Raw genomic sequence first — 24,589 nt, 5'->3', positions numbered from 1 at the left:
GCGGGGGCGTGGGATGATCAGCGACGTGCTGAAGTGGACCACTGCCGGAGAATCGCATGGCCAGGCCCTCGTGACGATCGTCGAGGGCGTCATCGCGGGCGTCGAGGTGACGAGCGACGAGATCGCCTCGCAGCTCGCCCGCCGCCGCCTGGGCTACGGCCGCGGGGCGCGGATGAAGTTCGAGGCCGACGCCGTCCGGGTCCTGGGCGGGGTCCGCCACGGCCGGACCATGGGATCGCCCGTGGCAATCGAGGTCGGCAACACCGAGTGGCCCAAGTGGGAACAGATCATGTCGGCGGACCCCGTCGACCCCGAGGCGATCGACGACAAGGCCCGCGCGGCCCGTCTGACCCGCCCGCGGCCCGGTCACGCCGACTTCTCCGGGATGCTCAAGTACGACTTCGACGACGCCCGTATGGTGCTCGAGCGCGCCAGCGCCCGGGAGACGGCTGCCCGGGTGGCGGCCGGAACGGTGGCCCGCGCGGTCCTGCGGGACGTCCTCGGGGTCGAGGTGCTCTCCCACGTCATCTCCATCGGCGCCTCCGAGCCCTACGTCGGTCCCGAACCGACCCACGCCGACCTCGAGGCGATCGACGCCAGCCCGGTCCGGGCCTTCGACACCGCGGCCGGCGAGTCGATGATCTCGGAGATCGAGGCCGCGAAGAAGGCCGGCGACACCCTCGGCGGCGTCGTCGAGGTGGTCGTCCACGGACTCCCGATCGGCCTCGGCTCCCACGTCTCCGGCGACGATCGGCTGGACGCCCAGCTGGCCGGCGCCCTCATGGGGATCCAGGCGATCAAGGGTGTCGAGGTCGGAGACGGGTTCGAGACCGCGCGCCGCCGTGGCAGCGTGGCCCATGACGAGATGGTCCGCGGGGACGACGGAGTCGAGCGCCGCAGCAACCGTGCCGGGGGCCTCGAGGGCGGCATGACCAACGGTCAGCCCCTGCGTGTCCGGGCGGCGATGAAGCCGATCTCCACCGTCCCCCGCGCGCTGAGCACGGTGGACATGGAGGACGGTTCCGCCGCCACGGCCATCCACCAGCGCTCGGACGTGTGTGCGGTGCCGGCGGCCGGCGTCGTCGCGGAGTCGATGGTCGCCCTCGTGCTGGCCCGCGCCGTCCTGCAGAAGTTCGGTGGTGACTCGCTGGCGGAGACCCGTCGCAACGTCGGGGGCTACCTCGACGCGGTCGCCGAGCGGCTGGACTGGGCGACGGACGAGGCATGAGCGATCCGGCACGACCGGTCGCCGTCCTCGTGGGGCCGCCCGGTGCCGGCAAGACGACCATCGGCCGCAAGCTCGCCCGGCGACTGGACGTACCGTTCCGGGACGCCGACCACCTGATCGAGGAGGCCGAGGGCCGGTCGATCCCCGAGATCTTCGCCTCCGACGGCGAGCCGTACTTCCGTGGGATCGAGGAGCGGATCATCGGTGACGCCCTCGCCTCGTTCGACGGCGTCCTGTCCCTCGGGGGCGGGGCGGTCCTGTCGGCGGCGACCCGGGAACACCTACGGGGCCACCGCGTCGTCCACCTGACGATCGGGGTGGCTGAGGGGGTGCGCCGGTCGCGGGGGCCCGGTCGTCCCCTGCTCGCCGGAGGCGACGCCACGGCCCGGTACCAGGCACTGTTGACCGAACGGTCCCCGCTGTACCGGGAGGTCGCCTGGACCACGGTGAGCACCGAGCGACGCAGTTCGGGCAAGGTGGTGACGGACATCGTCGACAGGCTCGAATCCGGCGACCCGCACCTGCGGAGCGCCGGCCGGACGTGACCGATGACCAGACGCGTAGGAACACCAGCGATGAGCGGGAGCAGCAGATGAACCAGGACGAGAACACCACCGAGCCCGTCATCGTGGAGGTGCGCGCCGCGGACCCGTACCCCGTGGTCATCGGCCGGGGCCTGCTCCCGGAGATCCTCGAGGCGTGCTCGTCCTCGCGAACCGTGGCGATCTTCTACCAGCCCCCGCTGGCCCAGACCGCCGAGGCGCTGCGTGAGAAACTCGCCGACGCCGGCATCGACGCCCACAGGATCGAGATCCCGGACGCGGAGGCCGGCAAGGACCTCGCCGTGGCCGGCTACTGCTGGGACGTCCTGGGACAGATCGGACTGAACCGCAAGGACACCATCGTGAGCCTCGGCGGCGGTGCGGCCACCGACCTCGCGGGCTTCGTCGCCGCCACCTGGATGCGGGGAGTGCGGGTGGTGCACATCCCCACCACGTTGCTCGCGATGGTCGACGCCGCGGTGGGGGGCAAGACCGGGATCAACACCGACGCCGGGAAGAACCTCGTCGGCAGCTTCCACGAGCCGGCCGCCGTGTTCATCGACACCGCGACCCTCGAGACCGTCCCGCGCAACGAACTGGTCTCCGGGATGGCCGAGGTGGTCAAGTGCGGCTTCATCGCCGATCCACGGATCCTCGACCTCATCGAGGCGGATCCGGAGGCCGCCCTCGACCCGGGCGGCGACACGATCGTCGAACTCATCCGCCGCAGCGTGCAGGTCAAGGCCGACGTGGTCGGCCAGGACCTCAAGGAGTCCGGCCTGCGGGAGATCCTCAACTACGGCCACACCCTCGGCCACGCCGTGGAGCGGCGGGAGCAGTACCGCTGGCGGCACGGCGCGGCGATCAGCGTGGGCATGTGCTTCGTCGCCGAGCTCGCCAGGCTGGCCGGTCGTCTCGACGACGCGACGGCGGACCGGCACGCCGCCGTCCTGGCCTCGCTGGGCCTGCCCACCGGGTACGACGAGGACGCCTTCCCGCGGTTGCTCGAGCTGATGGCCGGCGACAAGAAGAACCACTCGGGTTTCCTGCGCCTGGTGGTCCTGGACGGACTGGCCCGCCCCTCGCGGATGGAGGCCCCGGACCCGTCGCTGATGACCGCGGCCTACGCGACCATCTCGGAGGGTCGCAAGCCCAGCGGGGGAGGGATCCTGCTGTGATCGAGCGTCTCGCCCCCCGGCGTCGCGCCGTCGCCGCCGCCCTCCCGGGTGTCGGTGCCGACGCACTGTTGGTGACCGATCCCCGCAACATCGCCTACCTGACGGGGTTCTCGGGGTCGGGTGGGGCCGTGCTCGTCGAGGGCGACGGCGAGGCGGTCCTCTGCACGGATTCCCGGTACGAACTCCAGGTCGTCGAGCAGGCCCCGGACGTGGGGCACGTGATCTCACGCGAGTACGTCGCCGGCGTCCTCGGCCGTAGCCGCGGACCCGCCGACGCCCCGCTCGCCGTCGAGGCGGATCAGCTGACCCTCTCCGCCGCGGCGGCGCTGCGCCGGGTGCTCGCGGCAACCGGGGGAGCAGGCGCGCGGATCGTGGAGACGAGCGGACTGGTCGAGCAGGTGCGCCGCGCCAAGGACCCTGACGAACTCGCGCTCATCGAACGAGCGTGCACCGTGGTCGACGAGGCGTGGACCCATGTGCTGGAGCAGCACCTGGTGATCGCCGGCCGGACCGAACGGGACATCGCGGCCGATCTCGAGCACGCGATGCGGCGGGCCGGATCGGACGGGGTCGCCTTCGAGACGATCGTGGCCTCCGGCCCCAACGGCGCGCACCCGCACCACGTTCCCGGCGACCGGGTCCTGGCCGACGGCGACCTCGTGGTGGTGGACTTCGGCGCCACTGTGTCGGGATACGCCTCCGACTGCACCCGCACCGTCGCTCTCGGAACCGCCCCGGACCGCCTGCTCGATGCCTATGAGATCGTCCGCCGTGCACAGGTGGCGGGCGTCGAGGCCGTCCGCCCGGGCGTCCCGTGCGCGGATCTCGACGCCGTGAGTCGGGACCTCATCGCCGACGCCGGGTTCGGCGACCTCTTCGGACATTCGCTCGGGCACGGGGTGGGGTTGGACGTACACGAAGCGCCCGCGGTGTCCACCCGGTCCACGAGTACACTGTCCGACGGCGATGTGATCACCATCGAGCCGGGGATCTACCTCCCGGGCCTCGGCGGGATCCGAATCGAGGACACCGTAGCCGTCACCGGCGGAGGCGGAAGGTCCCTGACCACCACGTCGAAGGCTCTCAGGGTGCTCTGAGGGACCGACCCACGACCATTCGCGCGGCGCCGGCACACGGCGTCGGCGCGGACGACTTCCCGAAGGAGTACCGACCATGGCGTCCACCGCCGACTTCAAGAACGGCCTCGTCCTCAAGGAGGAGGGTCAGCTCTGGCAGATCGTCGAGTTCCAGCACGTCAAGCCCGGAAAGGGTCCCGCCTTCGTGCGGACCAAGATGAAGAACGTCGTCACCGGGAAGAACATCGACAAGACGTTCAGCGCCGGTGTGAAGGTCGAGATCGCGACGGTCGACCGCCGCGACATGACCTTCCTGTACCGCGATGGCGAGGACTACGTCCTCATGGACGAGCAGGACTACGAGCAGATCAACGTCAGCCCCGCCGTGATGGGCGACGGCGCGCGGTTCCTGCTCGAGAACACCTCGGTCCAGGTCTCCATGCACGAGGGCGCGCCGCTGTTCGCCGAGATGCCGGTCGCCGTCGACCTGGTGGTGCAGCACACCGACCCGGGTCTGCAGGGCGACCGCTCCACCGGTGGAACGAAGCCGGCCACCCTGGAGACGGGTGCCGAGGTCCAGGTGCCGCTGTTCATCAGCACCGGCGACAAGCTGCGTATCGACACCCGCGACGGTCACTACCTCAGCCGGGTGAACGACTGATCATGGCGGACGAGGCCGATCACCGGAGTCGCGGATCGCGCTACCGGGCGCGTAGACGTGCCGTCTCCCTGCTCTTCGAGGCGGAGCTCCGCGATGCGGACGTGGTGGCGCTCGCCGAGGAACGCCGACAGATGGGCGAGGACTCCCAGGAGTTCCACGACGTCGCGCCGTACACCATGGAGATCGTCACCGGCGTCGCCGAGCGGCTCGACCGGCTGGACTCCACCATCTCCGAGCACCTCCGCGAGTGGACTCTGGAGCGCCTGCCCGCCGTCGACCGCGCGGTCCTGCGCGCCGGGGCCTGGGAACTGCTCTTCGGCACGGACGAGGTGGATGCGGCGGTCGTGATCGACCAGGCGGTCCTGCTGGTGTCCGACCTGTCCGCGGAGAAGTCGGTCCCGTACGTCAACGCGGTGCTCGACCGGGTGGCCGGACTGGCCCAGCACATCAGGGCCGCCGAGCGGGCCGTGTCGGGCCTGGGTGCCGAGCCCGCCGCGGACGAGTCCGGGTCCACGCCCGACGTCGCCGGGGACGTGTCCGAGACCACGTCCGCCGATCCCGGAACGCACCCCGGGGACTGATAGAGTCCAAGACCGAAAGCTATCCCTTTAACGAGCCGTCCAGCGAGGCGGACAAGGAGGTGGTGATCGGTGAGCGCTGACGGTTCGGAGACGAACTCGGTGTCACTCTTCACGTCCGACGACGTCGCCAGGACGGTGTCCCGCCTGGCACATCAGATCATCGAACGCACCGCAGCGGATGCACCCGACTCGGGCCCCGTGGTGTTGCTGGGGATCCCCACCCGGGGTGTACCGCTCGCGGCCCGCCTCGCGGAGAGGATCCGTGAGTTCAGCGGGGCCGACGTCCACGCGGGATCACTCGACGTCACGCTCTACCGAGACGATCTCGCCGGTGGCCCCCACCGGCCGATGGGTCCCACCCGGGTCCCGACCGCCGGGATCGACGGCGCGACGGTGATCCTCGTCGACGACGTCCTGTTCTCGGGCCGGACCATCCGGGCGGCGTTCGACGCGCTGCGCGATCTGGGCAGACCGGCCCGCGTCCAGCTGGCCGTGCTGGTCGACCGCGGCCATCGCGAACTGCCGATCCGCGCCGACTACGTGGGCAAGAACGTCCCCACCTCCCGCGACGAGGGTGTGTCGGTCCGGCTCACCGAGATCGACGGTGTCGACGCGGTGGTACTGCGGCGCCCGGACTCGGAGGAGACCCGATGAAGCACCTGCTCTCCGCGGCCGACCTCGACCGCGACGCGGCCCTGTCGATCCTCGACGAGGCGGAGCGACTCAAGGAGATGCTCCTCGGGCGTGAGGTCCGCAAGCTCCCGACGCTGCGGGGCAAGACCGTCCTGACCGTGTTCTACGAGAACTCCACCCGCACGCGTGTGTCCTTCGAGACCGCCGGCAAGTGGATGAGTGCGGACGTCATCAACGTCTCCGCCAGCGCCTCCTCGGTCCAGAAGGGCGAGTCGTTGCGCGACACGGCGCTGACCCTCACCGCGATCGGCGCGGACGCCCTCATCGTGAGGCACCCCGCCTCGGGGTCGGCGCAACAGATCGCCGGATGGGTCGCGCCGGGCGGGGCGGGCCCGTCGGTCATCAACGCCGGTGACGGGATGCACGAGCACCCCACCCAGGCCCTGCTCGACGCGATGACCCTGCGTGAGCGGCTGGGCGGGTTCGACGGACGCCGGGTGGTGATCGTCGGGGACATCCTGCACTCGCGCGTCGCCCGGTCCAACGCCCTGCTGCTGTCCACGCTGGGCGCCGAGGTCGTCCTCGTCGCCCCGCCCACGCTGCTCCCGGTGGGCGTGGACAGCTGGCCGGTCCGCGCCTCGACCGACCTCGACGCCGAACTCGACGGCGCGGACGCCGTCATGATGCTGCGTGTCCAGGCCGAACGGATGAACGGCGGGTTCTTCCCGTCGGCCCGTGAGTACGCGGTGCGCTACGGGCTCGGCCCGGCGCGCGCCGCGCGGCTCGGCGAGGACGTGGTGGTCCTCCACCCGGGGCCGATGGTGCGGGGGATGGAGATCGGCTTCGACGCCGCCGACGCGCCGTCCTCGGCGATCCTCCAGCAGGTCACCAACGGCGTGCACGTCCGCATGTCCGTCCTACTCCACACCCTCGTCGGCACGGAAGGAACACCCGAGTGAGCGCCCCCCACGCACCCACCCTGTTGATCCGGCGGGCGCGCCCGTACGGAGAGGGCGACCCGGTCGACGTCGTCGTGCGCGACGGCGTCATCGCCGCGATCGGCCCGGACGCCGCCGACTCCGTCGATCCGTCCTCCACGGACACCGAGACCCTCGACGCCGCCGGCGCCGTCCTGCTGCCGGGATTCGTCGACCTGCACACCCACCTGCGGGAGCCCGGGCGCGAGGACACCGAGACCATCCACTCGGGTTCCGCCGCGGCGGCCCGCGGCGGGTACACGGCCGTGTTCGCCATGGCCAACACCCAGCCGCCGCAGGACAACCAGACGGTCACCGACTCGGTCTGGCGCATCGGGCGCGAGGTCGGACTGTGCGACGTCCACCCCGTCGGCGCGGTCACCGTGGGTCTCAAGGGTGAGCAGCTCACCGAGATGGGTCAGATGGCCACGGGGGAGGCCCGCGTCCGGGTCTTCTCCGATGACGGGATGTGCGTCCACGACCCCCTCGTGATGCGTCGCGCCCTGGAGTACTCGGCCGGGCTCGGCGTGCTCATCGCCCAGCACGCCGAGGAGCCCCGGTTGACCGGCGGCGCGGTGGCCCACGAAGGGCCCAACGCCGCCCGCCTGGGCCTGACCGGGTGGCCGCGATCGGCGGAGGAGTCGATCGTGGCCCGCGACGCGATCCTGGCCCGTGACGCCGGTGCCCGCGTGCACATCTGCCACGCGTCCACGACCGGCACCGTCGAACTGCTCCGGTGGGCCAAGGCCCAGGGGATCTCGATCACCGCGGAGGTCACCCCGCATCATCTGCTGCTCGACGACTCCCGTCTCGAGACCTACGACGGCGTCTACCGCGTCAACCCGCCCCTCCGCGAGGCACACGACACCCTCGCCCTGCGGGAGGCGCTGAGGTCCGGCGTGATCGACTGCGTGGCCACCGACCACGCCCCTCACGCCGCACAGGAGAAGTGCTGCGAGTTCGCCGCCGCCCGGCCGGGGATGCTCGGGCTCGAGACCGCCCTGCCCATCGTGGCCGCCCTGCTCGTCGAGACCGGGGACATGACCTGGCGGGACCTCGCCCGCGTCATGAGCACCCGGCCCGCCGAGATCGCCGGCCTGTCGGACCAGGGTCGACCGATCGCCGTGGGGGAGCCCGCGAACCTCGCCGTCGTCGACCCCGACTCGCCGTGGACCGTCGTCGGCGACGCGCTCGCAAGTCTGTCCGCCAACACCCCCTACGAGGGAATGACATTCGCGGCGAGGATCATCGGCACCGTGTACCGGGGCCGCCTGACCACCCGCGACGGAGAGGTACTCGCATGACCCAGGACTACTGGACCGTCATCATCGTCGTCGCCGTCCTGCTGACGCTGATCGGGCTGATGACGCTGGGATGGCGGAACCGTAGCCGCTCCCAGGCCGGTCTCTTCGATGATCTCCCGGCCCGGCCCTCGGACCCGGGCGACATCGTCCTGGGGCCGCTGACCGGTGTCTACATCGGCAGTACCATCGCGGGGGACTGGCAGGCCCGGATCGCCCGCCCGCCGCTCGGCCACCGCTCGGCCGCCACCCTGACCGCCCACACCGGCGGCGTGCACCTCGAACTCGCCGACGCCGACGTGTGGATCCCCCGCGCGGACCTCGTCGACGTGCGCCGCGCCTCGGCGCTGGCCAACAAGACCGTGCCCGGCGGCGGCATCCTGGTCGCACGCTGGCAGGTGACGGGCACCGACGGCCGAACACTCATCGACTCCGGTTTCCGGGCCGACGACAAGGACACCTATCCCCGCTGGGAGGCCCTACGCGGAGACGCCGCCCCCTCCGACACGACCCCCAGCCCCAGCGCCACCACCGAGGAGAACCAGTGACACCGCACAGCACCACGCCCGCGCCGCAGGGGGCCCCGCAGCCCGCCGCGCTCGTCCTCGAGGACGGACGCATCCACCGCGGTACCTCCTTCGGCGCGACCGGCACCACCCTCGGGGAAGCCGTGTTCACCACCGCCATGTCGGGATACCAGGAGACGCTCACCGATCCCTCCTACTGCCGCCAGATCGTCGTCACCACCGCCCCCCAGATCGGCAATACCGGCTGGAACGACGAGGACGGGGAATCGCTCCTCGACGGACAGGTCGGCGGTGGCCGGATCTGGGTCTCCGGACTGGTCATCCGCGACCTCTCCCGGCGGGCGTCCAACTACCGGTCGCAGCGCAGCCTCTCCGACGAGATGATCGCGCAGGGCATCGTCGGGATCGCCGGGATCGACACCCGTGCCGTCGTCCGCCACATCCGCGAGCGCGGGGCGATGAAAGCCGGCATCTTCTCGGGCGCGGATCTCACCGACGACGAGTCGATGCTGGCCACCGTCCGGGCGCAGGAGTCAATGGCCGGTGCCTCCCTGTCCGAGGAGGTGACCACCGAGACCCCCTACGTGGTCGAGCCCGAGGGTGAGACCCGCTTCTCGGTGGCCGCCCTGGACCTGGGCATCAAGTCCAACACGCCCCGCATGCTCGCCGCGCGCGGCGTCCGGGTCCACGTGATCCCGGCGGGGTCGACCCTCCAGGACGTCCTCGACCTCGACGTCGACGGGGTGTTCCTGTCCAACGGGCCGGGTGACCCCGCCACCGCCGACGCCGCGGTCCACCTCACCAAGGAGGTGCTCGGTCAGGGCATCCCGTTCTTCGGCATCTGCTTCGGCAACCAGATCCTCGGCCGTGCGCTGGGGCTGGAGACCTACAAGATGCAGTTCGGTCACCGCGGCACCAACATCCCGGTGATCGAGAAGGCCACCGGCGCGGTAGCCATCACCTCACAGAACCACGGGTTCGCGCTCCGCGCTCCCGAGACCGAGACCTGGGAGACCCCGTGGGGTACCGCCACGGTCACCCACACCTGCGCCAACGACGGCACCGTCGAGGGCGTCGCCCTGACCGACGGGAGCGCGTTCTCCGTCCAGTACCACCCCGAGGCCGCAGCCGGCCCCCGCGACGCGGCCGACCTCTTCGACCGCTTCGTCAGCCTCCTCGACTCCTCCGACCTCGGCTCCGCAGACTCCAGAAAGGGCTCGAACTGATGCCCCGGCGCACTGACATCAACCACGTCCTCGTCATCGGCTCCGGGCCGATCGTCATCGGCCAGGCCTGCGAGTTCGACTACTCGGGGACCCAGGCGTGCCGCGTCCTGCGGTCGGAGGGTCTGCGCGTGACGCTGGTCAACTCCAACCCGGCCACGATCATGACCGACCCGGAGTTCGCCGACGCCACCTATGTCGAGCCGATCACGCCGGAGTACATCGACAAGATCTTCGCCAAGGAGGCCGCGGAGGGCCATCCCGTCGACGCGGTCCTGGCGACGCTCGGTGGGCAGACCGCCCTCAACGCCGCGATGCAGCTGGACGCCCAGGGCATCCTCACCAAGTACGACGTCGAGCTCATCGGCGCCGACATCCCCGCCATCAACCGTGGCGAGGACCGCCAGACCTTCAAGGACATCGTCGCCAGCGTGGGCGGCGACTCGGCCCGCAGCGCCGTGTGCCACACGATGGAGGAGGTCCACGCGACGGTCGCCGAGCTCGGGCTGCCCGTCGTGGTCCGGCCCTCGTTCACCATGGGCGGGCTCGGCTCCGGCCTGGCGTACACCACCGAGGACCTCGAGCGGATCGCCGGCGGCGGGCTGTCGGCCTCGCCCACCGCGAACGTCCTCATCGAGGAGTCCATCCTCGGGTGGAAGGAGTTCGAACTCGAGCTCATGCGCGACAACAAGGACAACGTCGTCGTCGTGTGTTCGATCGAGAACGTCGACGCGCTCGGCGTGCACACCGGCGACTCCGTCACCGTCGCGCCCTCGATGACCCTGACCGACCGCGAGTTCCAGAACATGCGCGACCTCGGCATCGCGATCATCCGCGAGGTCGGCGTGGACACCGGCGGGTGCAACATCCAGTTCGCCATCAACCCCGACGACGGGCGCCTCGTGGTGATCGAGATGAACCCCCGCGTGTCCCGGTCCTCGGCCCTGGCCTCCAAGGCGACCGGGTTCCCGATCGCCAAGATCGCCGCCCGCCTCGCCATCGGTTACTCGCTCGACGAGATCACCAACGACATCACCGGCGAGACCCCGGCCTGTTTCGAGCCGACGCTGGACTACGTCGTGGTCAAGGCCCCCCGGTTCGCGTTCGAGAAGTTCCCCGAGGCCGACGACACCCTCACCACCACGATGAAGTCGGTGGGCGAGGCGATGAGCCTGGGCCGCAACTACCGCGAGGCCCTGGGCAAGGTCATGCGGTCGCTGGAGACCAAGTCCGCCGGTTTCTGGACCCTGTCCGACGAGGTGATCGCGCCCGGCCGCTCGACCGACCTGTCCGCGGTCCTGGACGACCTGCGTCGCCCCACCGAGGGACGGATGTACGACGTCGAGCTCGCGCTGCGCCTGGGCGCGACGGTCGAGCAGGTGCACGAGGCCTCCGGGATCGACCCGTGGTTCGTCGAGGAGGTCGCCGCGCTCGTCGAGTTGCGCCAGCAGATCATCGACGCCCCCGTGGTCGACGAGGCGCTGTTGCGCCTCGCCAAGCACAACGGGCTCTCCGACGCCCAGATCGCGGCCCTGCGCCCGGAGTACGCCGGAGCCGAGGGCGTACAGCGCCTCCGCCACCGCCTCGGTGTGCGACCCGTGTACAAGACCGTCGACACCTGCGCCGCGGAGTTCGAGGCCAAGACGCCGTACCACTACTCGACCTACGAGCTCGACCCGTCCGCGGAGTCCGAGGTGACCCCGCAGACCGAGCGGGAGAAGGTCATCATCCTGGGCTCCGGGCCCAACCGGATCGGACAGGGCATCGAGTTCGACTACTCGTGCGTCCACGCCGCGCTGACCCTGTCGGAGGCCGGGTACGAGACCGTCATGGTCAACTGCAACCCGGAGACCGTGTCCACCGACTACGACACCGCGGACCGTCTGTACTTCGAACCGCTGACGTTCGAGGACGTCATGGAGGTCTACCACGCCGAGTCCGAGTCGGGCACCGTCGCCGGTGTCCTCGTGCAGCTGGGTGGACAGACGCCGCTCGGGTTGGCCGCCCAGCTCGAGGACGCCGGCGTGCCGATCGTGGGCACGAGCCCGTCCGCCATCGACCTCGCCGAGAACCGTCGCGAGTTCGGCGAGGTGCTGGCCAGGGCCGGCCTGCCCGCACCGGCCTTCGGCACGGCGATCAACGCCGAGGAGGCCACGACGATCGCGGCCGACATCGGGTACCCGGTCCTCGTGCGCCCGTCCTACGTCCTCGGCGGGCGGGGTATGGAGATCGTCTACGACGAGGCCTCCCTGCGTTCGTACATCGGCCGCGCGACCGAGATCAGCCCGGACCGCCCCGTGCTGGTCGACCGGTTCCTCGATGACGCCGTGGAGATCGACGTCGACGTCCTGTGCGACGGCACCGAGGTCTACCTGGGCGGCGTCATGGAACACATCGAGGAGGCCGGCGTCCACTCGGGCGACTCGGCGTGCGCGCTGCCGCCCATCACCCTCGGCCAGGACGACATCGACCGGGTGCGCCGCTCGAGCGAGGCCCTCGCGTTCGGTATCGGCGTCAAGGGCCTGATGAACGTCCAGTACGCCATCAAGGACGACATCCTCTACGTCCTCGAGGCCAACCCCCGTGCGAGCCGCACCGTGCCGTTCGTCTCGAAGGCCACCGGCGTCCAACTGGCCAAGGCCTGTGCGCGGATCATGATGGGCGAGTCGATCGCCGACCTGCGGGCCGACGGTCTGCTGCCGTCCGACCGCGACGGCGGCTCCCTGCCGGCGGACGCACCGGTCGCGGTCAAGGAGGCCGTGCTGCCGTTCAACCGCTTCCGCACCCCGGCCGGCGACACCGTCGACTCGCTGCTCAGCCCCGAGATGAAGTCCACCGGTGAGGTCATGGGCATCGGCCCGGACTTCGCCGTCGCCTTCGCCAAGGCGCAGCTCGCGGCCGAGGGAGTCCTGCCCACGTCCGGGACGGTGTTCGTGTCGGTCGCCAACCGCGACAAGCGCTCGATGGTGTTCCCCGCACAGCGTCTGGCCGCGCTCGGTTTCACCGTGTTGGCCACCGAGGGCACCGCGCTGATGCTCCGCCGGTACGGGATCGCCTGCGAGACGGTCGCCAAGCTCTCCGAGTCGGGCCCCCGCCCGGTGGACGCCGACGGCAACCCGGTCCAGACCATCGTCGACCGGATCAACGCCGACGAGGTGGATCTCATCCTCAACATCGCCTCGTCCACGGGGGGCACCCGGGCCGACGGGCACGAGATCCGGTCCTCCGCGATCTCGCGACGTGTCCCGTGCATCACCACTGTGCAGGGTGCCACGGCGGCGGTTCACGGCATCGAGGCGATGCGCCGCGGTGACGTCGGGGTGAGCCCGCTGCAGCAGCTGCACTCGGGGCTCGCCGCGCGATGACCGGAACCGCCTCCCGGGCCCCCTTCGGAACGCGCCTGCGTTCCGCCATCGACGACCGGGGCAATCTGTGCGTCGGGATCGATCCGCACCCCGCGCTGCTCCGGTCCTGGGGGCTCGGGACGGACCCGGCCGGGCTCGCCGAGTTCTCCCGCCGGTCGCTGGAGGCGTTCGCAGACCTGGTGCCCGCGGTCAAACCGCAGGTCGCGTTCTTCGAGGAGTACGGATCCGCGGGCCTCGCGGTCCTCGAAGAGGTCCTGGGCGGTATCGGTGAGGCCGGGGCACTGTCGGTGGCCGACGCCAAGCGGGGGGACATCGGGTCCACGATGGCGGGGTACGCGAGGGCGTGGCTCCGCGACGGCTCACCGCTGGCGTGTGACGCGCTCACGGTGTCGCCCTACCTCGGGGTGGGATCGCTCGAGCCCGCCTTCGACATGGCCGGCGAGACCGGTCGCGGTCTCTTCGTCCTCGCCCGGACCTCCAATCCCGAGGCCGGGGCGATCCAGGGCTCGACCGGCCCCGCCGGCACGGTCGCCCAGTCCGTGGTCGACGAGGTGGGCCTGAGGAACACCCGTGACGGGGACGGCACCCCGGGGTCGTTCGGAGTGGTCGTCGGTGCGACGGTCGCCGACCCCCCGCGGCTGGACGCGCTCTCCGGCCCGGTCCTCATGCCCGGGGTGGGGGAGCAGGGGGGCACCCTCGCGGACGTCCGGAGGATCGCCGGCCCCGCGCTCGGCGACACCCTGGTCAACGTCTCCCGGCACGTGCTCCGGGCGGGTCCGGACGTCGGAGCGATGCGTGCGACCGTGGTCGAACTGGCCTCGCAGTACAGGTTCTCCGGCGACTCCCCAGTCGCCTGATTCCCCTCGCGTGAACCGGCGTCCCACCCGACACGCCCCTGGCCGCCCGAACCGGGGGATCGCGCGGTTCACAACGCGCGCCCCGGCCGGCGGCGCTAGGGTGCCATACAACCTCGAACCGTCAAAGCGCAGATCAGACGGGGTGCCACTGTGGGACCCCGTCTGGTACACGGCCGGCCGGCCGCGTACTGTTGCTGAGGTCATCAGGCCCGGAGCCGCGGAAGTCCCCTCGGGGGCGGCGGAACCGCCCGGGTACGGTGAGCACGAGGGAGCGCCCGCTCCCGGAGGTGTTCCGCAGCCCGCGGACGCGCCGGGGACGGTCACCGCACACCAGGCGGGGGTGTCCTACGGTGGACATCCGCGTGAGTCATGAGACACACACGAACGAGACGGAGGAATTGTGGCCCTTCCCCAGTTGACCGATGAGCAGCGCGCTGCTGCTCTGGAGAAGGCGGCTGCCGCCCGTCGCGCCCGGGCTGAGCTCAAGGAGCGCCTGAAGCGTGGCGGCACCGACCTCAAGCAGGTGCTCAAGGATGCCGAGAGCGACGAGATCCTTGGCAAGATGAAGGTCTCCGCGCTGCTCGAGGCCCTGCCCAAGGTCGGCAAGGTCAAGGCTCAGGAGATCATGACCGAGCTTGAGATCGCGCCGACGCGCCGCCTGCGTGGTCTCGGTGACCGCCAGCGCCGCGCACTGCTCGAGCGGTTCGACTTCACGGTCGACTGATCGACGAATGAACACACCGTCATCCGGGGTCACCCCGGAGTCGACGGCGAAGAGGGGCCGGCTGATCGTCTTGGCCGGCCCCTCCGCCGTCGGGAAGTCAACCGTCGTCGCCCGCCTCCGCGAGCGCGTCCCGGACCTCTACTTCAGCGTGTCGATGACCACGCGGGCCCCGCGGCCCGGTGAGGTCGACGGCCGCGACTACTACTTCGTGTCCACCGAGGACTTCCGGGAAGCCGTCTCCGAGGGCCGGATGCTGGAGTGGGCGGAGATCCACCGGGGCCTACAGCTGTCGGGCACCCCCGCCGAGCCGGTGCGACAGGCTCTCGAGGAGGGGCACCCGGTCCTCATCGAGGTGGACCTCGCGGGTGTCCGTCAGATCCGCGAGTCGATCCCCGAGGGCAGGACCGTGTTCCTGGCCCCACCGTCGTGGGAGGAACTCGAGGTCCGACTGCGTGGTCGCGGCACCGAACCACACGACGTGGTGACCCGCCGGCTCGAGACCGCGAAGGTCGAGATGGAGGCCCGCGACGAGTTCGACGTCGTGGTCGTCAACGACGAACTCGAAAAGGCCGTCGACGAGTTGGTATCATTGCTGGTCGGCCGCGACTAGCGGCGGAACCGGCATCACCCGGCATCACCCCGGTGTCACCCGAGACACCATCCCAGGCTGTACCCAGAGGAGAACCCATAGTGGCCACCACCGAAGCCGCAGCGGCCACCCCGCTGTACGACACCCCGATCGGCATCACCAACCCCCCGATCGATGAGCTGCTCGAGCGGGCGTCCTCCAAGTACGCACTCGTGATCTTCGCGGCCAAGCGCGCACGTCAGATCAACTCGTACTACAACCAGATCGAGGAGGGCATCCTCGAGTACGTCGGCCCGCTGGTCGACCCGGGTCTTCACGAGAAGCCCCTGACCATCGCGCTGCGCGAGCTGCACTCCGACCTGCTCGATTGCGCCGAGGGCGAGTGAGCCCCTCCGGGGACGACAAGCGCGGCCCGCGCGTCGTCGTCGGAGTCGGCGGCGGGATCGCCGCCTACAAGGCCTGTGGCCTGATCCGGCTCCTCACCGAGTCCGGATGCCACGTCGACGTCGTCCCCACAGAGGCGGCCCTGCGATTCGTCGGGTCCGCCACGTTCGAGGCGCTGTCCGGTAACCCGGTGTCCACCGGGGTCTTCTCGGACGTGCCCTCGGTCCGCCACGTCGCCCTCGGGCAACGGGCCGACCTCGTCGTCGTCGCCCCCGCCACCGCGGACCTGCTCGCCCGCGCGGCGAGCGGTCGGGCCGACGACCTCCTCACCTCCACGCTCCTCACCGCCCGCTGCCCGGTGCTCCTCGCCCCGGCCATGCACACCGAGATGTGGGAGCACCCCGCGACCCGACGCAACGTCGACACCCTCCGGGGGGACGGCATCCACGTCATGCCGCCGGCGTGGGGTCGGCTCACGGGGGCGGACACCGGCGCCGGGCGGCTTCCGGAGCCCGCCGACATCGCCCGGCTGGCCCGACTCCTGCTCGATGGGGGATCACTGCCGTGGGACCTCGCCGGGAAGAGGGTCGTCGTCACCTCCGGCGGCACGCGCGAGGAGATCGACCCCGTTCGCTTCCTCGGCAACCGCAGTTCGGGCAAACAGGGCCACGCGATCGCCGCGGTGGCCGCCGCCCGGGGGGCCCACGTGACGCTGGTGACGTCCTCCGATCTGCCGACCCCACCCGCGGTCGAGGCCGTGCACATCGAGTCGGCGCTGGAACTGCGCGAGCAGACGCTGCGCGCAGCGGCCCACGCGGACGTCGTGGTCAAGGCCGCCGCCGTCGCCGATTTCCGGCCGGCCGACGTCTCCGACTCCAAACTCAAGAAGGGCAGCGAGTCCGAGCCGGCGGAGATCCGCCTCCGGCGGAATCCGGACATCCTGGCCGAGCTGGTCTCCGCGCGCTCGGCAGGGGACGTCCCGGCCCACTGCGTCCTGGTGGGTTTCGCCGCCGAGACCGGGGACGCATCGGGGTCCGTCCTCGAGCACGGCCGCGCCAAGCTCGCCCGCAAGGGATGCGATCTCCTCGTCGTCAACGAGGTCGGCCGTGACACCACCTTCGGCAAGGACGTCAACGGTGGCTGGATCCTCGACTCGGGCGGCGGCGAGACGGCTGTCGAGCACGCGAGCAAGGATCTCCTGGCCGACCGCCTCCTCGACGCGGTCGTGGGGATCGCGGACGGGCGGACCGCGCGGAGTGACGCGGACCGCACCGACTAGTCTGTTCCCACGCGATCAGCAACGATCACACGCGATCCCACCATGGAAGAGAGAACCACTGTGACGCAGGCACGTCGGCTGTTCACCAGCGAGTCCGTGACCGAGGGGCATCCGGACAAGATCTGTGACGCGATCTCAGATTCGATCCTGGACGCGATGCTGGAGCAGGACCCGGCGGCCCGGGTGGCCGTGGAGACGATGGTCACCACCGGCATGGTGCACGTGGCCGGCGAGGTCAAGACCACCGGTTACGTGGAGATCCCGCAGCTCATCCGTGACAAGATCGTCGAGATCGGTTACGACTCCTCGGACAAGGGCTTCGACGGCGTCTCCTGCGGCGTGTCGATCTCCATCGGCCAGCAGTCGCCGGAGATCGCCCAGGGCGTGGACACCTCCCACGAGGCTCGTACGTCCACCGACTCGGTCGAGGACGCGATCGCCCGTCAGGGTGCCGGCGACCAGGGCCTGATGTTCGGCTACGCCTGCTCGGACACCCCCGAGCTGATGCCGCTGCCCATCGCGCTGGCCCACCGCCTCTCGCGGCGGCTGACCGAGGTGCGCAAGGACGGCACGCTGGCCTACCTGCGCCCGGACGGCAAGACCCAGGTCACCATCGAGTACGACGGTGACCGCGCTGTCCGGCTGGACACCATCGTCATCTCCACCCAGCACGCCGACGGTGTCGACCTGGAGACCACCCTGCGGGACGACCTCACGCAGCACGTGATCGACCCGGTCCTGGCCGAGGCCGCCGGGGGGATCGACACCGCCGACTTCCGGCTGCTGGTCAACCCGACCGGCCGGTTCGTGCTCGGCGGCCCGATGGGCGACGCCGGCCTCACGGGACGCAAGATCATCGTCGACACCTACGGCGGCATGGCCCGCCACGGCGGCGGCGCGTTCTCGGGCAAGGACCCGTCCAAGGTGGACCGCTCGGCCGCCTACGCCATGCGCTGGGTCGCCAAGAACATCGTCGCCGCCGGCCTGGCCGAGCGCGTCGAGGTCCAGGTCGCCTACGCCATCGGTAAGGCCGCCCCCGTCGGGCTGTTCGTCGAGGCGTTCGGCACCGAGACGGTCGACATCGACCGCCTCCAGCAGGCCGTCACCGAGGTGTTCGACCTGCGGCCCGGCGCGATCATCCGCGACCTGGACCTCAAGCGCCCGATCTACGCCCCCACGGCCGCCTACGGTCACTTCGGCCGCACCGACATCGACCTGCCCTGGGAGCGCACCGACCGCGTCGACGAGCTCAAGCAGGCCGCCGGACTCTGACGCCGCCGCCCCGTGTGTCGTAGCGGGGTGCGAGTATTCCGGACGTGACCACCACGCGCCCAGCGACCCGGGTCGCGGCGGCAGAAGCCCCCGTGGCCCGGGTCCTGCCGTTGCTCGGGGTCCCTCACCTCGACCGGGAGTTCGACTACCTGGTCCCCGAATCCCTCTCCGCCGAGGCGGCCCCGGGCGTGCGGGTGCGGGTGAGGTTCGCCGGCCGCTTGGTCGACGGGTTCCTCGTCGAGCGGCGCGCGCAGACCGATCACCAGGGGGATCTGGCCTGGCTCGAACGCGTCGTGTCGCCCGAGCCCGTCCTCACCCCGGCCCTGCTCCGGTTGGTCGACCTCGTCGCCCGCAGGTGGGTGGGGATGCGCTCGGACGTGATCCGGTTGGCGATCCCGCCGCGCCACGCCGCCGCCGAGAAGTCCGTCCCGGAGCCGGAGCCGCCCCTCGGGGTGTCGGTGGGGCCGGTCGAGGTACCGGAAGGGTGGGGCGACCACCCGATGGTCGCCAGGTTCCTCGAGGCCGCGACCGGCGCCGTCCCCGCCCGCGGGGTGTGGACGGTCCCACCGGGACGGGACTGGGCCCGGGCCCTGGCGACCCTCGCCGACTCCCTGCGACGTCGTGGGCTCCAGGTCCTCCTGATCGTCCCGGACCAGCGGGACGTCGACCGCCTCACCGCGGCGTGTCGCGAGGTCGTCGGGGGCGGCGCGGCCGGTCGGGAGCTCGTCACGGATCTGTCCGCCGGTGTCGGGCCCTCCGCCCGCTACCGCCGCTGGCTGCGCGCGGTCCGCGGCCACGCCCGGATCGTCGTCGGCACCAGGAGCGCGGTCTTCGCGCCGCTGCCCGAACTGGGACTGATCGTGCTGCACGACGACGGGGACGACTCGTTCGTCGAACCGCGCGCGCCCTATCCGCACACGCGGGACGTCGCCGCGCAACGCTCGGCGCTCGAGGCCGTGCCCCTGTTGCTGTCGTCGGTGGACCGGACCCCCGAGGTGGCCGAGTACGTGCGCTCCGGCTGGGCGCACGAGATCCGTCCGCGGCCCGGGCTGGTCCGCGAGCTCGCGCCCCGCGTGGTCGCCGTGACCGATGCCGACCCGATCCAGGCCCGCGATGTCGCGGGGGGCCGGACCCGGTTGCCCGCCGTCGCCCTGACGATGGCCCGCGAGGCGATCGACGTGGACGCCCCGGTCCTGGTGCAGGTGCCGAGGAAGGGATACATCCCGACCCTGCTGTGCGGCTCCTGCCGGACCCCGGCACGGTGCCGCCGGTGCAACGGCCCGCTCCGAGCCGGTCGGATGGACGAGGTCTACGGCCCCGTGGAGCTGGCGTGTGGGTGGTGCGGGGTCCCGGAACCGGGGTTCCGGTGCGTGGCGTGCGGGTCCCGGGCGCTGCGGGCCGGGGTCGTGGGGGCCGGCCGCACCGCGGAGGAACTGGGGAGGATGTTCCCCGGTATCCGGATCCGCACCAGCGGGGGAGGGGACATCCTCGACACGGTGCCCGCCGGCCCCGCGATCATCGTGTCGACCCCGGGTGCGGAACCGGTCGCCGAGGGCGGGTACGGCGCGGCCCTGCTCCTGGATTCGTGGGCCCTCCTCGGCCGTCCCGATCTCCGTGCCGTGCAGAACGCCCTGCGCCTGTGGATCGGCGCCGCCGGCCTCGTGCGTCCCGCCGACGAGGGCGGCAGGGTCTTCCTGTCCGCCGAGTCGGAGTCCGCGGTCGCCCAGGCGTTGGTCCGCTGGGACCCCCAGGGCTGGGCGGAGCGCGAACTCGCCGACCGCGCCGAGGTGGGCTTCCCGCCGGCGGTGCACATGATCGCGGTCGACGGTCCGGCCGCCGCCCTCGCCGAGGTCCTCGAGGACTTCCGGCTGATGGACAGCGTGGAGGTCCTGGGGCCGGTGGATCTGCCCGCCGGCGAGGAACTCCCGGGCCATGACGAGGTGGAGGACCCGGAGCGGGTGTTGTTCCGGGTTCCTCCGCCCGTCCTGGCGGAGGTCGCCGCGGAGATCCGCGCGCTCGTCCTCCGACGGTCCGGGCGCCGGCACAGCCACCCCGTCCGGGTGCGGCTGGATCCCGTCCACATCGGCTGACGGCCGCGCGCGCCCGGCGTCACGAACCGCCGCCGCGGGCGCCCGCCGACGGAGGGCCTAGAATGGCCGTTCAGCATCGACGCCCGCGAGGAGACCCGATACGCATGACCGTCCACCCCGTCCGTCTCTTCGGCGACCCGGTCCTGCGGACCGCCGCCGACCCCGTCACCTCCTTCGACGACAGGCTGGCGCGCACGGTGGCGGACCTCATGGACACCGTCGCGCACGAGGAGGGTGCCGGACTCGCGGCGCCCCAGATCGGAGTGTCCACCCGGGTGTTCGTCTACAGCTGCGGCGGCAGTGAGGGGCACCTGGTCAATCCCGAGTGGGAACCGATCGGCGACGAGAGGACCCACGTCAACGAGGGGTGCCTGTCGATCCCGGGTGTGTCCGTGCCCACCGAGCGCTTCGCCCGCGTCCGCGCCCGCGGGTTCGACGTGCACGGTGAGCCCGTCGGCTTCGAGGCCGAGGGCATCCTCGCCCGCGCCGTGCAACACGAGACCGATCACCTCGACGGGGTGCTGTTCCTCCAGCGACTCACCCCGGAGCGTCGCCGCGCGGCGATGGCCGAGATCCGCTCGGCCAGCTGGTTCGGTAGCGCGGCGGTCAGCGGCGGCGTCATCTACGACCAGCTCTCCGACGCCCTGGCGGTGAGGTGACCATGCGTCTCGTCTTTGCCGGCACACCCGAGGTCGCCGTTCCCTCCCTCCGGGCACTGCTCGGCAGCGACCACGAGGTGGTGGCCGTGATCTCGCGACCCGACGCCCGCACCGGCCGTGGACGGGGACTGTCCCGTAGCCCTGTGGCGGCCGCCGCCGACGCCGCGGGGCTCGACGTCCTCACGCCGCCGAACGCCCGCGACCCGGAATTCGCTGAGCGCCTGCTCGAGCTGGCGCCCGACGCGGTGCCCGTGGTCGCCTACGGACACCTCGTCCCCCGCCCCGTGCTCGACATCCCCGCGCAGGGATGGATCAACCTGCACTTCTCCCTGCTCCCGGCATGGCGGGGCGCGGCCCCGGTGAACGCCGCCATCGCCGCCGGAGACGAGGTGACCGGAGCCACCACGTTCCTGCTGGACGAGGGGATGGACACGGGCCCGGTCCTGGGGACGATGACCGAGACCGTCAGGCCCCGCGACACGGCCGGGGACCTCCTCGGTCGTCTGGCCGTGTCGGGTGCGGGCCTGCTGACGGCGACCCTCGACGGTCTCGAGGCGGGAGAGCTGCGCGCGGTTCCCCAGCCGGCGGACGGTGCGTCCCACGCGCCGAAGCTCACGGTCGACGACGCCCGCGTGCGGTGGTCTGATCCCGCACTGGCCGTCGACCGTCATATCCGGTCGGTCACCCCGGCACCGGGCGCGTGGACGACCCTGGGCGGTGAACGCGTGAAGGTCGGCTCCGCTCGCCCCGCCGAGGACGCTCCCGCGGACCTCGGGCCCGGCCGAATCGCGTGGGACAAGCGGTCCTTCCTCGTGGGCACCGCGACCACACCGCTCGCCCTGGAGACCATCCAGCCACCGGGGAAGAAGATGATGAACGCGCTCGACTGGGTGCGCGGCGCCCGACTCGACGAGGGTGCGGTGTTCGAGTGAGCGCCGACGATCGACAGGGCCGTGGGCAGGGTCCCGACGCCCGCCGCGGCGGAGGACAGGGACGCCCGGGAAGCGGTGGCGAGGGCCGCCCGCGCGGCAGTGGGCAGGGGCGCCCCGGGAGTGGCGGGGGAGGCCGGCCGCGATCGGACCGCCGTCGGCGGCCCGACGCCCGGGCGGAGAAGCAGGGTTCGTCGCGAAAGCAGCCCCGCCCCGACGCCAGAACCGTCGCCCTGGCGGTGATGGCGGCCGTCCGGGAACGCTCGGCCTACGCGAACCTGTCCCTGCCGGCCGAACTGCGCCGCGCGAAGCTGGACACCCGGGACTCCGCCCTGGCCACGGAGCTGACCTACGGCACCCTCCGGGCGCAGGGGCTGCTCGACCGGGTGATCGCGCTCGCGGCGTCCCGGCCGGTCGAGGAGATCGACCCGCCGGTCCTCGACCTCGTGCGGCTGGGCTCGTATCAGCTGTTGTTCACCCGCATCGGTGCGCACGCCGCGGTCGACACCGCGGTCGAGGCCGCCCGCACCGCGGGCCTGGGCAAGGCGGGCGGATTCGTCAACGCGGTTCTCCGGAAGGTCTCCGCCCGGGGTCTCGACTCGTGGGTCGACGCGCTCCGTGACGGCGTCACCGACCCGGTGGCCCGGATGGCGATCGGAACCGCCCATCCCGAGTGGATCGCCCGTGCGTTCGCGGAATCCCTCGGTGCCGCCGCCGCGGAGTTGCCGGAACTGCTCGCCGCCGACGACGCCCGGCCGAAGGTCCACCTCGCCGCCCGCCCAGGGGCGATCACGGGTGAGGAACTGGCGCTGATCACCGGGGGGACGGAGGGCGAGCTGTCCCCGTATGCGGTGCACCTGGACTCCGGGGACCCCGGTGCCCTCGACGCCGTCCGCGACGGGCTCGCCACGGTCCAGGACGAGGGCAGCCAACTCGTCGCGTTGGCCGCCGCCCGCGCACCGCTGACCGGTCCGGATTCCGGGAGGTGGCTCGATCTGGCCGCCGGACCCGGCGGCAAGGCGGTCATGCTGGGTGCTCTCGCGGAGATCGACCAGGCGACGCTCACCGGGGTGGAGATCTCCGAGCACCGCGCCGACCTCGTCCGCGGCGCCACCAAGGATCTGCCGGTCACCGTGCACACCGCTGACGGTCGCGACCCGGGTCTGGAGCCGGGGTTCGACCGGGTGCTCCTCGACGCCCCGTGTTCCGGCCTCGGCGCACTTCGTCGTCGACCCGAGGCGCGGTGGCGCAAGACCGCCGCCGACATCCCGGGCCTGGTCACGCTCCAGCGCGAACTCCTCGAGTCGGCCCTGCGTCTGGTCCGGCCCGGAGGGGTGGTGCTGTACGCCACCTGCTCGCCGCACCTGTCGGAGACCGTGTCGGTGGTGCGCGAGGCTGTTCGGCGCGACGACGTCGAGCTCCTCGATGTGCGTGAGATCCTCGCCGAGGTGGTCGGCCGTCCGGTCGACGGCCTGGGCGACGGCCCGTGGGTGCAGCTGTGGCCGCACCGGCACGGCACCGACGCGATGTTCATGGCGGCGCTACGAAGGGGCAACGATGCGTGAGGACGCGCAATTCACCTCACACGGGGTGCGGTGCTCTGCGTGGGTCTACCGCCCGGACGGGTCGGCCGGTGGCCCCGCCACCCCGGCACGTGACACCTCAGCACCGGCCGCGCCCGCACCGGCGATCGTCATGGCACACGGCTTCGGGTGCATCCGGGACCTGCGGTTGCCCGCCTACGCGGAGCGGTTCCGGGACGCGGGCTTCGTCGTGGTGGTCTTCGACTACCGGCACTTCGGTGCCAGCGACGGACAGCCCCGGCAGCTCCTCGACATCGGCCGCCAACTGGACGACTGGCGGTCCGCCCTCGCCTTCACCCGGTCACTGCCCGGGGTCGACCCGGACCGCGTCATCGCCTGGGGCACGTCGTTCTCGGGTGGACACGTCCTCACCCTCGCCGGCACGGGGGAGCGGCTGGCAGGGGTCGTCGCCCAGGTCCCCCACGTGAGCGGTCCGGCGGCGGTCCGGGCGACGGGGCTCGCCGCGGCGCTCCGACTCGGCCCGGCCATCCTCGACGACCTGTGGCGCTCGCTCCGGCGTCGGGAACCCGGGTACGTGCGTCTCGTCGGACGACCGGGCGACACGGCGGTCATGACGAGTCCGGACGCCGATCCCGCGGTGGACCGATTGGCGGCCGACTCGGGACTGCGCCGCAGCGACTTCCGCGACGACGTCGCGGCACGGATCCTGGCACGGATCGGCTTCTACTCGCCGATTCGGCACACGCGGCGGATCACCTGCCCGACGCTGGTGCAGATCGCGACGGGGGACGCCATCACCCCCGCGGCGACCGCGCGTCGGGCCGCGGAGCGGATTCCGGACGGCCGGTACCTGGAGTACCCGTGCGAACACTTCGACCCCTACGTCGACCCGCACTTCGAGCGCATCGTCGCCGACCAGCTGGAATTCTGCGTCTCCCTGGTGTCTCCGGACGCCTGATCGTCGGGGACC

At 71.7% G+C, this 24,589-nt stretch carries 23 protein-coding genes; all 23 read left to right on the top strand.

Features of this window, described 5'->3' with window-relative positions:
- Nucleotides 1–13: 13 nt before the first annotated feature.
- The 23 genes from aroC to AC3DE3_RS01085 all read left to right on the top strand — a co-directional run bounded on the left by aroC (nt 14) and on the right by AC3DE3_RS01085 (nt 24,577).
- Entirely contained in the window at nt 14–1,228 is a 1,215-nt protein-coding gene (aroC, locus tag AC3DE3_RS01195) for a chorismate synthase (RefSeq protein WP_488368709.1), read from the top strand.
- Nucleotides 1,225–1,773 carry a shikimate kinase gene (locus AC3DE3_RS01190; RefSeq protein ID WP_488368708.1) on the top strand — a complete coding sequence of 183 codons (549 nt, stop codon included), beginning with the start codon at nt 1,225–1,227 and terminating at the stop codon, nt 1,771–1,773. Before aroC ends, AC3DE3_RS01190 begins: the two co-directional genes overlap by 4 nt.
- Before the next feature lie 47 nt (nt 1,774–1,820).
- On the top strand, nt 1,821–2,948 hold the full coding sequence (gene aroB / locus AC3DE3_RS01185) for a 3-dehydroquinate synthase (protein WP_488369086.1): 1,128 nt from the start codon (nt 1,821–1,823) through the stop codon (nt 2,946–2,948).
- Nucleotides 2,945–4,045, top strand: coding sequence for a M24 family metallopeptidase (locus AC3DE3_RS01180; protein WP_488368707.1), 1,101 nt, complete (start codon nt 2,945–2,947; stop codon nt 4,043–4,045). The genes aroB and AC3DE3_RS01180 overlap by 4 nt, the downstream gene beginning before the upstream one ends.
- Nucleotides 4,046–4,121: 76 nt before the next feature.
- Nucleotides 4,122–4,685: an elongation factor P gene (gene efp, locus AC3DE3_RS01175; protein ID WP_260487597.1), complete on the top strand. Its 564-nt coding sequence runs from the start codon at nt 4,122–4,124 to the stop codon at nt 4,683–4,685.
- A 2-nt stretch (nt 4,686–4,687) separates the two neighbouring features.
- Nucleotides 4,688–5,266, top strand: coding sequence for a transcription antitermination factor NusB (nusB, locus tag AC3DE3_RS01170; RefSeq protein WP_260487596.1), 579 nt, complete (start codon nt 4,688–4,690; stop codon nt 5,264–5,266).
- Nucleotides 5,267–5,335: 69 nt separating this feature from the next.
- A complete protein-coding gene (gene pyrR / locus AC3DE3_RS01165) occupies nt 5,336–5,920 on the top strand; it encodes a bifunctional pyr operon transcriptional regulator/uracil phosphoribosyltransferase PyrR (RefSeq protein WP_260487595.1) in 585 nt (194 codons plus the stop codon).
- Nucleotides 5,917–6,858 carry an aspartate carbamoyltransferase catalytic subunit gene (locus AC3DE3_RS01160; RefSeq protein WP_488368706.1) on the top strand — a complete coding sequence of 314 codons (942 nt, stop codon included), beginning with the start codon at nt 5,917–5,919 and terminating at the stop codon, nt 6,856–6,858. The genes pyrR and AC3DE3_RS01160 overlap by 4 nt, the downstream gene beginning before the upstream one ends.
- A complete protein-coding gene (locus AC3DE3_RS01155) occupies nt 6,855–8,180 on the top strand; it encodes a dihydroorotase (RefSeq protein ID WP_488368705.1) in 1,326 nt (441 codons plus the stop codon). Before AC3DE3_RS01160 ends, AC3DE3_RS01155 begins: the two co-directional genes overlap by 4 nt.
- Nucleotides 8,177–8,725 (top strand): PH-like domain-containing protein, encoded by a 549-nt coding sequence (locus AC3DE3_RS01150; RefSeq protein WP_260487592.1) that lies wholly within the window; start codon nt 8,177–8,179, stop codon nt 8,723–8,725. Before AC3DE3_RS01155 ends, AC3DE3_RS01150 begins: the two co-directional genes overlap by 4 nt.
- The gene (carA, locus tag AC3DE3_RS01145; protein WP_260487591.1) at nt 8,722–9,930 is read left to right on the top strand and encodes a glutamine-hydrolyzing carbamoyl-phosphate synthase small subunit; all 1,209 of its coding nucleotides are present in this window, start codon (nt 8,722–8,724) and stop codon (nt 9,928–9,930) included. Before AC3DE3_RS01150 ends, carA begins: the two co-directional genes overlap by 4 nt.
- Nucleotides 9,930–13,292, top strand: coding sequence for a carbamoyl-phosphate synthase large subunit (gene carB, locus AC3DE3_RS01140; protein ID WP_488368704.1), 3,363 nt, complete (start codon nt 9,930–9,932; stop codon nt 13,290–13,292). Before carA ends, carB begins: the two co-directional genes overlap by 1 nt.
- On the top strand, nt 13,289–14,149 hold the full coding sequence (gene pyrF / locus AC3DE3_RS01135) for an orotidine-5'-phosphate decarboxylase (protein WP_488368703.1): 861 nt from the start codon (nt 13,289–13,291) through the stop codon (nt 14,147–14,149). The genes carB and pyrF overlap by 4 nt, the downstream gene beginning before the upstream one ends.
- A gap of 400 nt (nt 14,150–14,549) precedes the next feature.
- Entirely contained in the window at nt 14,550–14,873 is a 324-nt protein-coding gene (gene mihF, locus AC3DE3_RS01130; RefSeq protein ID WP_007631925.1) for an integration host factor, actinobacterial type, read from the top strand.
- A gap of 7 nt (nt 14,874–14,880) precedes the next feature.
- A complete protein-coding gene (gene gmk, locus AC3DE3_RS01125) occupies nt 14,881–15,483 on the top strand; it encodes a guanylate kinase (protein WP_488368702.1) in 603 nt (200 codons plus the stop codon).
- An 80-nt stretch (nt 15,484–15,563) separates the two neighbouring features.
- The gene (gene rpoZ, locus AC3DE3_RS01120) at nt 15,564–15,848 is read left to right on the top strand and encodes a DNA-directed RNA polymerase subunit omega (protein WP_061228655.1); all 285 of its coding nucleotides are present in this window, start codon (nt 15,564–15,566) and stop codon (nt 15,846–15,848) included.
- Complete coding sequence (gene coaBC, locus AC3DE3_RS01115; RefSeq protein ID WP_488368701.1) at nt 15,845–17,125, top strand: bifunctional phosphopantothenoylcysteine decarboxylase/phosphopantothenate--cysteine ligase CoaBC; 1,281 nt, start codon at nt 15,845–15,847, stop codon at nt 17,123–17,125. The genes rpoZ and coaBC overlap by 4 nt, the downstream gene beginning before the upstream one ends.
- A 60-nt stretch (nt 17,126–17,185) precedes the next feature.
- Nucleotides 17,186–18,397, top strand: a complete 1,212-nt coding sequence (gene metK, locus AC3DE3_RS01110) for a methionine adenosyltransferase (RefSeq protein ID WP_260487586.1) — start codon at nt 17,186–17,188, stop codon at nt 18,395–18,397.
- A 44-nt stretch (nt 18,398–18,441) separates the two neighbouring features.
- Entirely contained in the window at nt 18,442–20,487 is a 2,046-nt protein-coding gene (locus tag AC3DE3_RS01105) for a primosomal protein N' (RefSeq protein ID WP_488368700.1), read from the top strand.
- Between the two features lie 104 nt (nt 20,488–20,591).
- Nucleotides 20,592–21,146 carry a peptide deformylase gene (gene def, locus AC3DE3_RS01100; protein ID WP_260487583.1) on the top strand — a complete coding sequence of 185 codons (555 nt, stop codon included), beginning with the start codon at nt 20,592–20,594 and terminating at the stop codon, nt 21,144–21,146.
- A gap of 2 nt (nt 21,147–21,148) precedes the next feature.
- Nucleotides 21,149–22,078 (top strand): methionyl-tRNA formyltransferase, encoded by a 930-nt coding sequence (fmt, locus tag AC3DE3_RS01095; protein ID WP_488368699.1) that lies wholly within the window; start codon nt 21,149–21,151, stop codon nt 22,076–22,078.
- Complete coding sequence (locus AC3DE3_RS01090) at nt 22,075–23,640, top strand: RsmB/NOP family class I SAM-dependent RNA methyltransferase (RefSeq protein ID WP_488368698.1); 1,566 nt, start codon at nt 22,075–22,077, stop codon at nt 23,638–23,640. The genes fmt and AC3DE3_RS01090 overlap by 4 nt, the downstream gene beginning before the upstream one ends.
- On the top strand, nt 23,633–24,577 hold the full coding sequence (locus tag AC3DE3_RS01085; RefSeq protein WP_488368697.1) for an alpha/beta hydrolase: 945 nt from the start codon (nt 23,633–23,635) through the stop codon (nt 24,575–24,577). Before AC3DE3_RS01090 ends, AC3DE3_RS01085 begins: the two co-directional genes overlap by 8 nt.
- Nucleotides 24,578–24,589 lie beyond the last annotated feature (12 nt).

Source organism: Dietzia sp. IBK-p2-16D (assembly GCF_057773085.1).
This window is presented reverse-complemented; position numbering and strand designations above follow the sequence as displayed.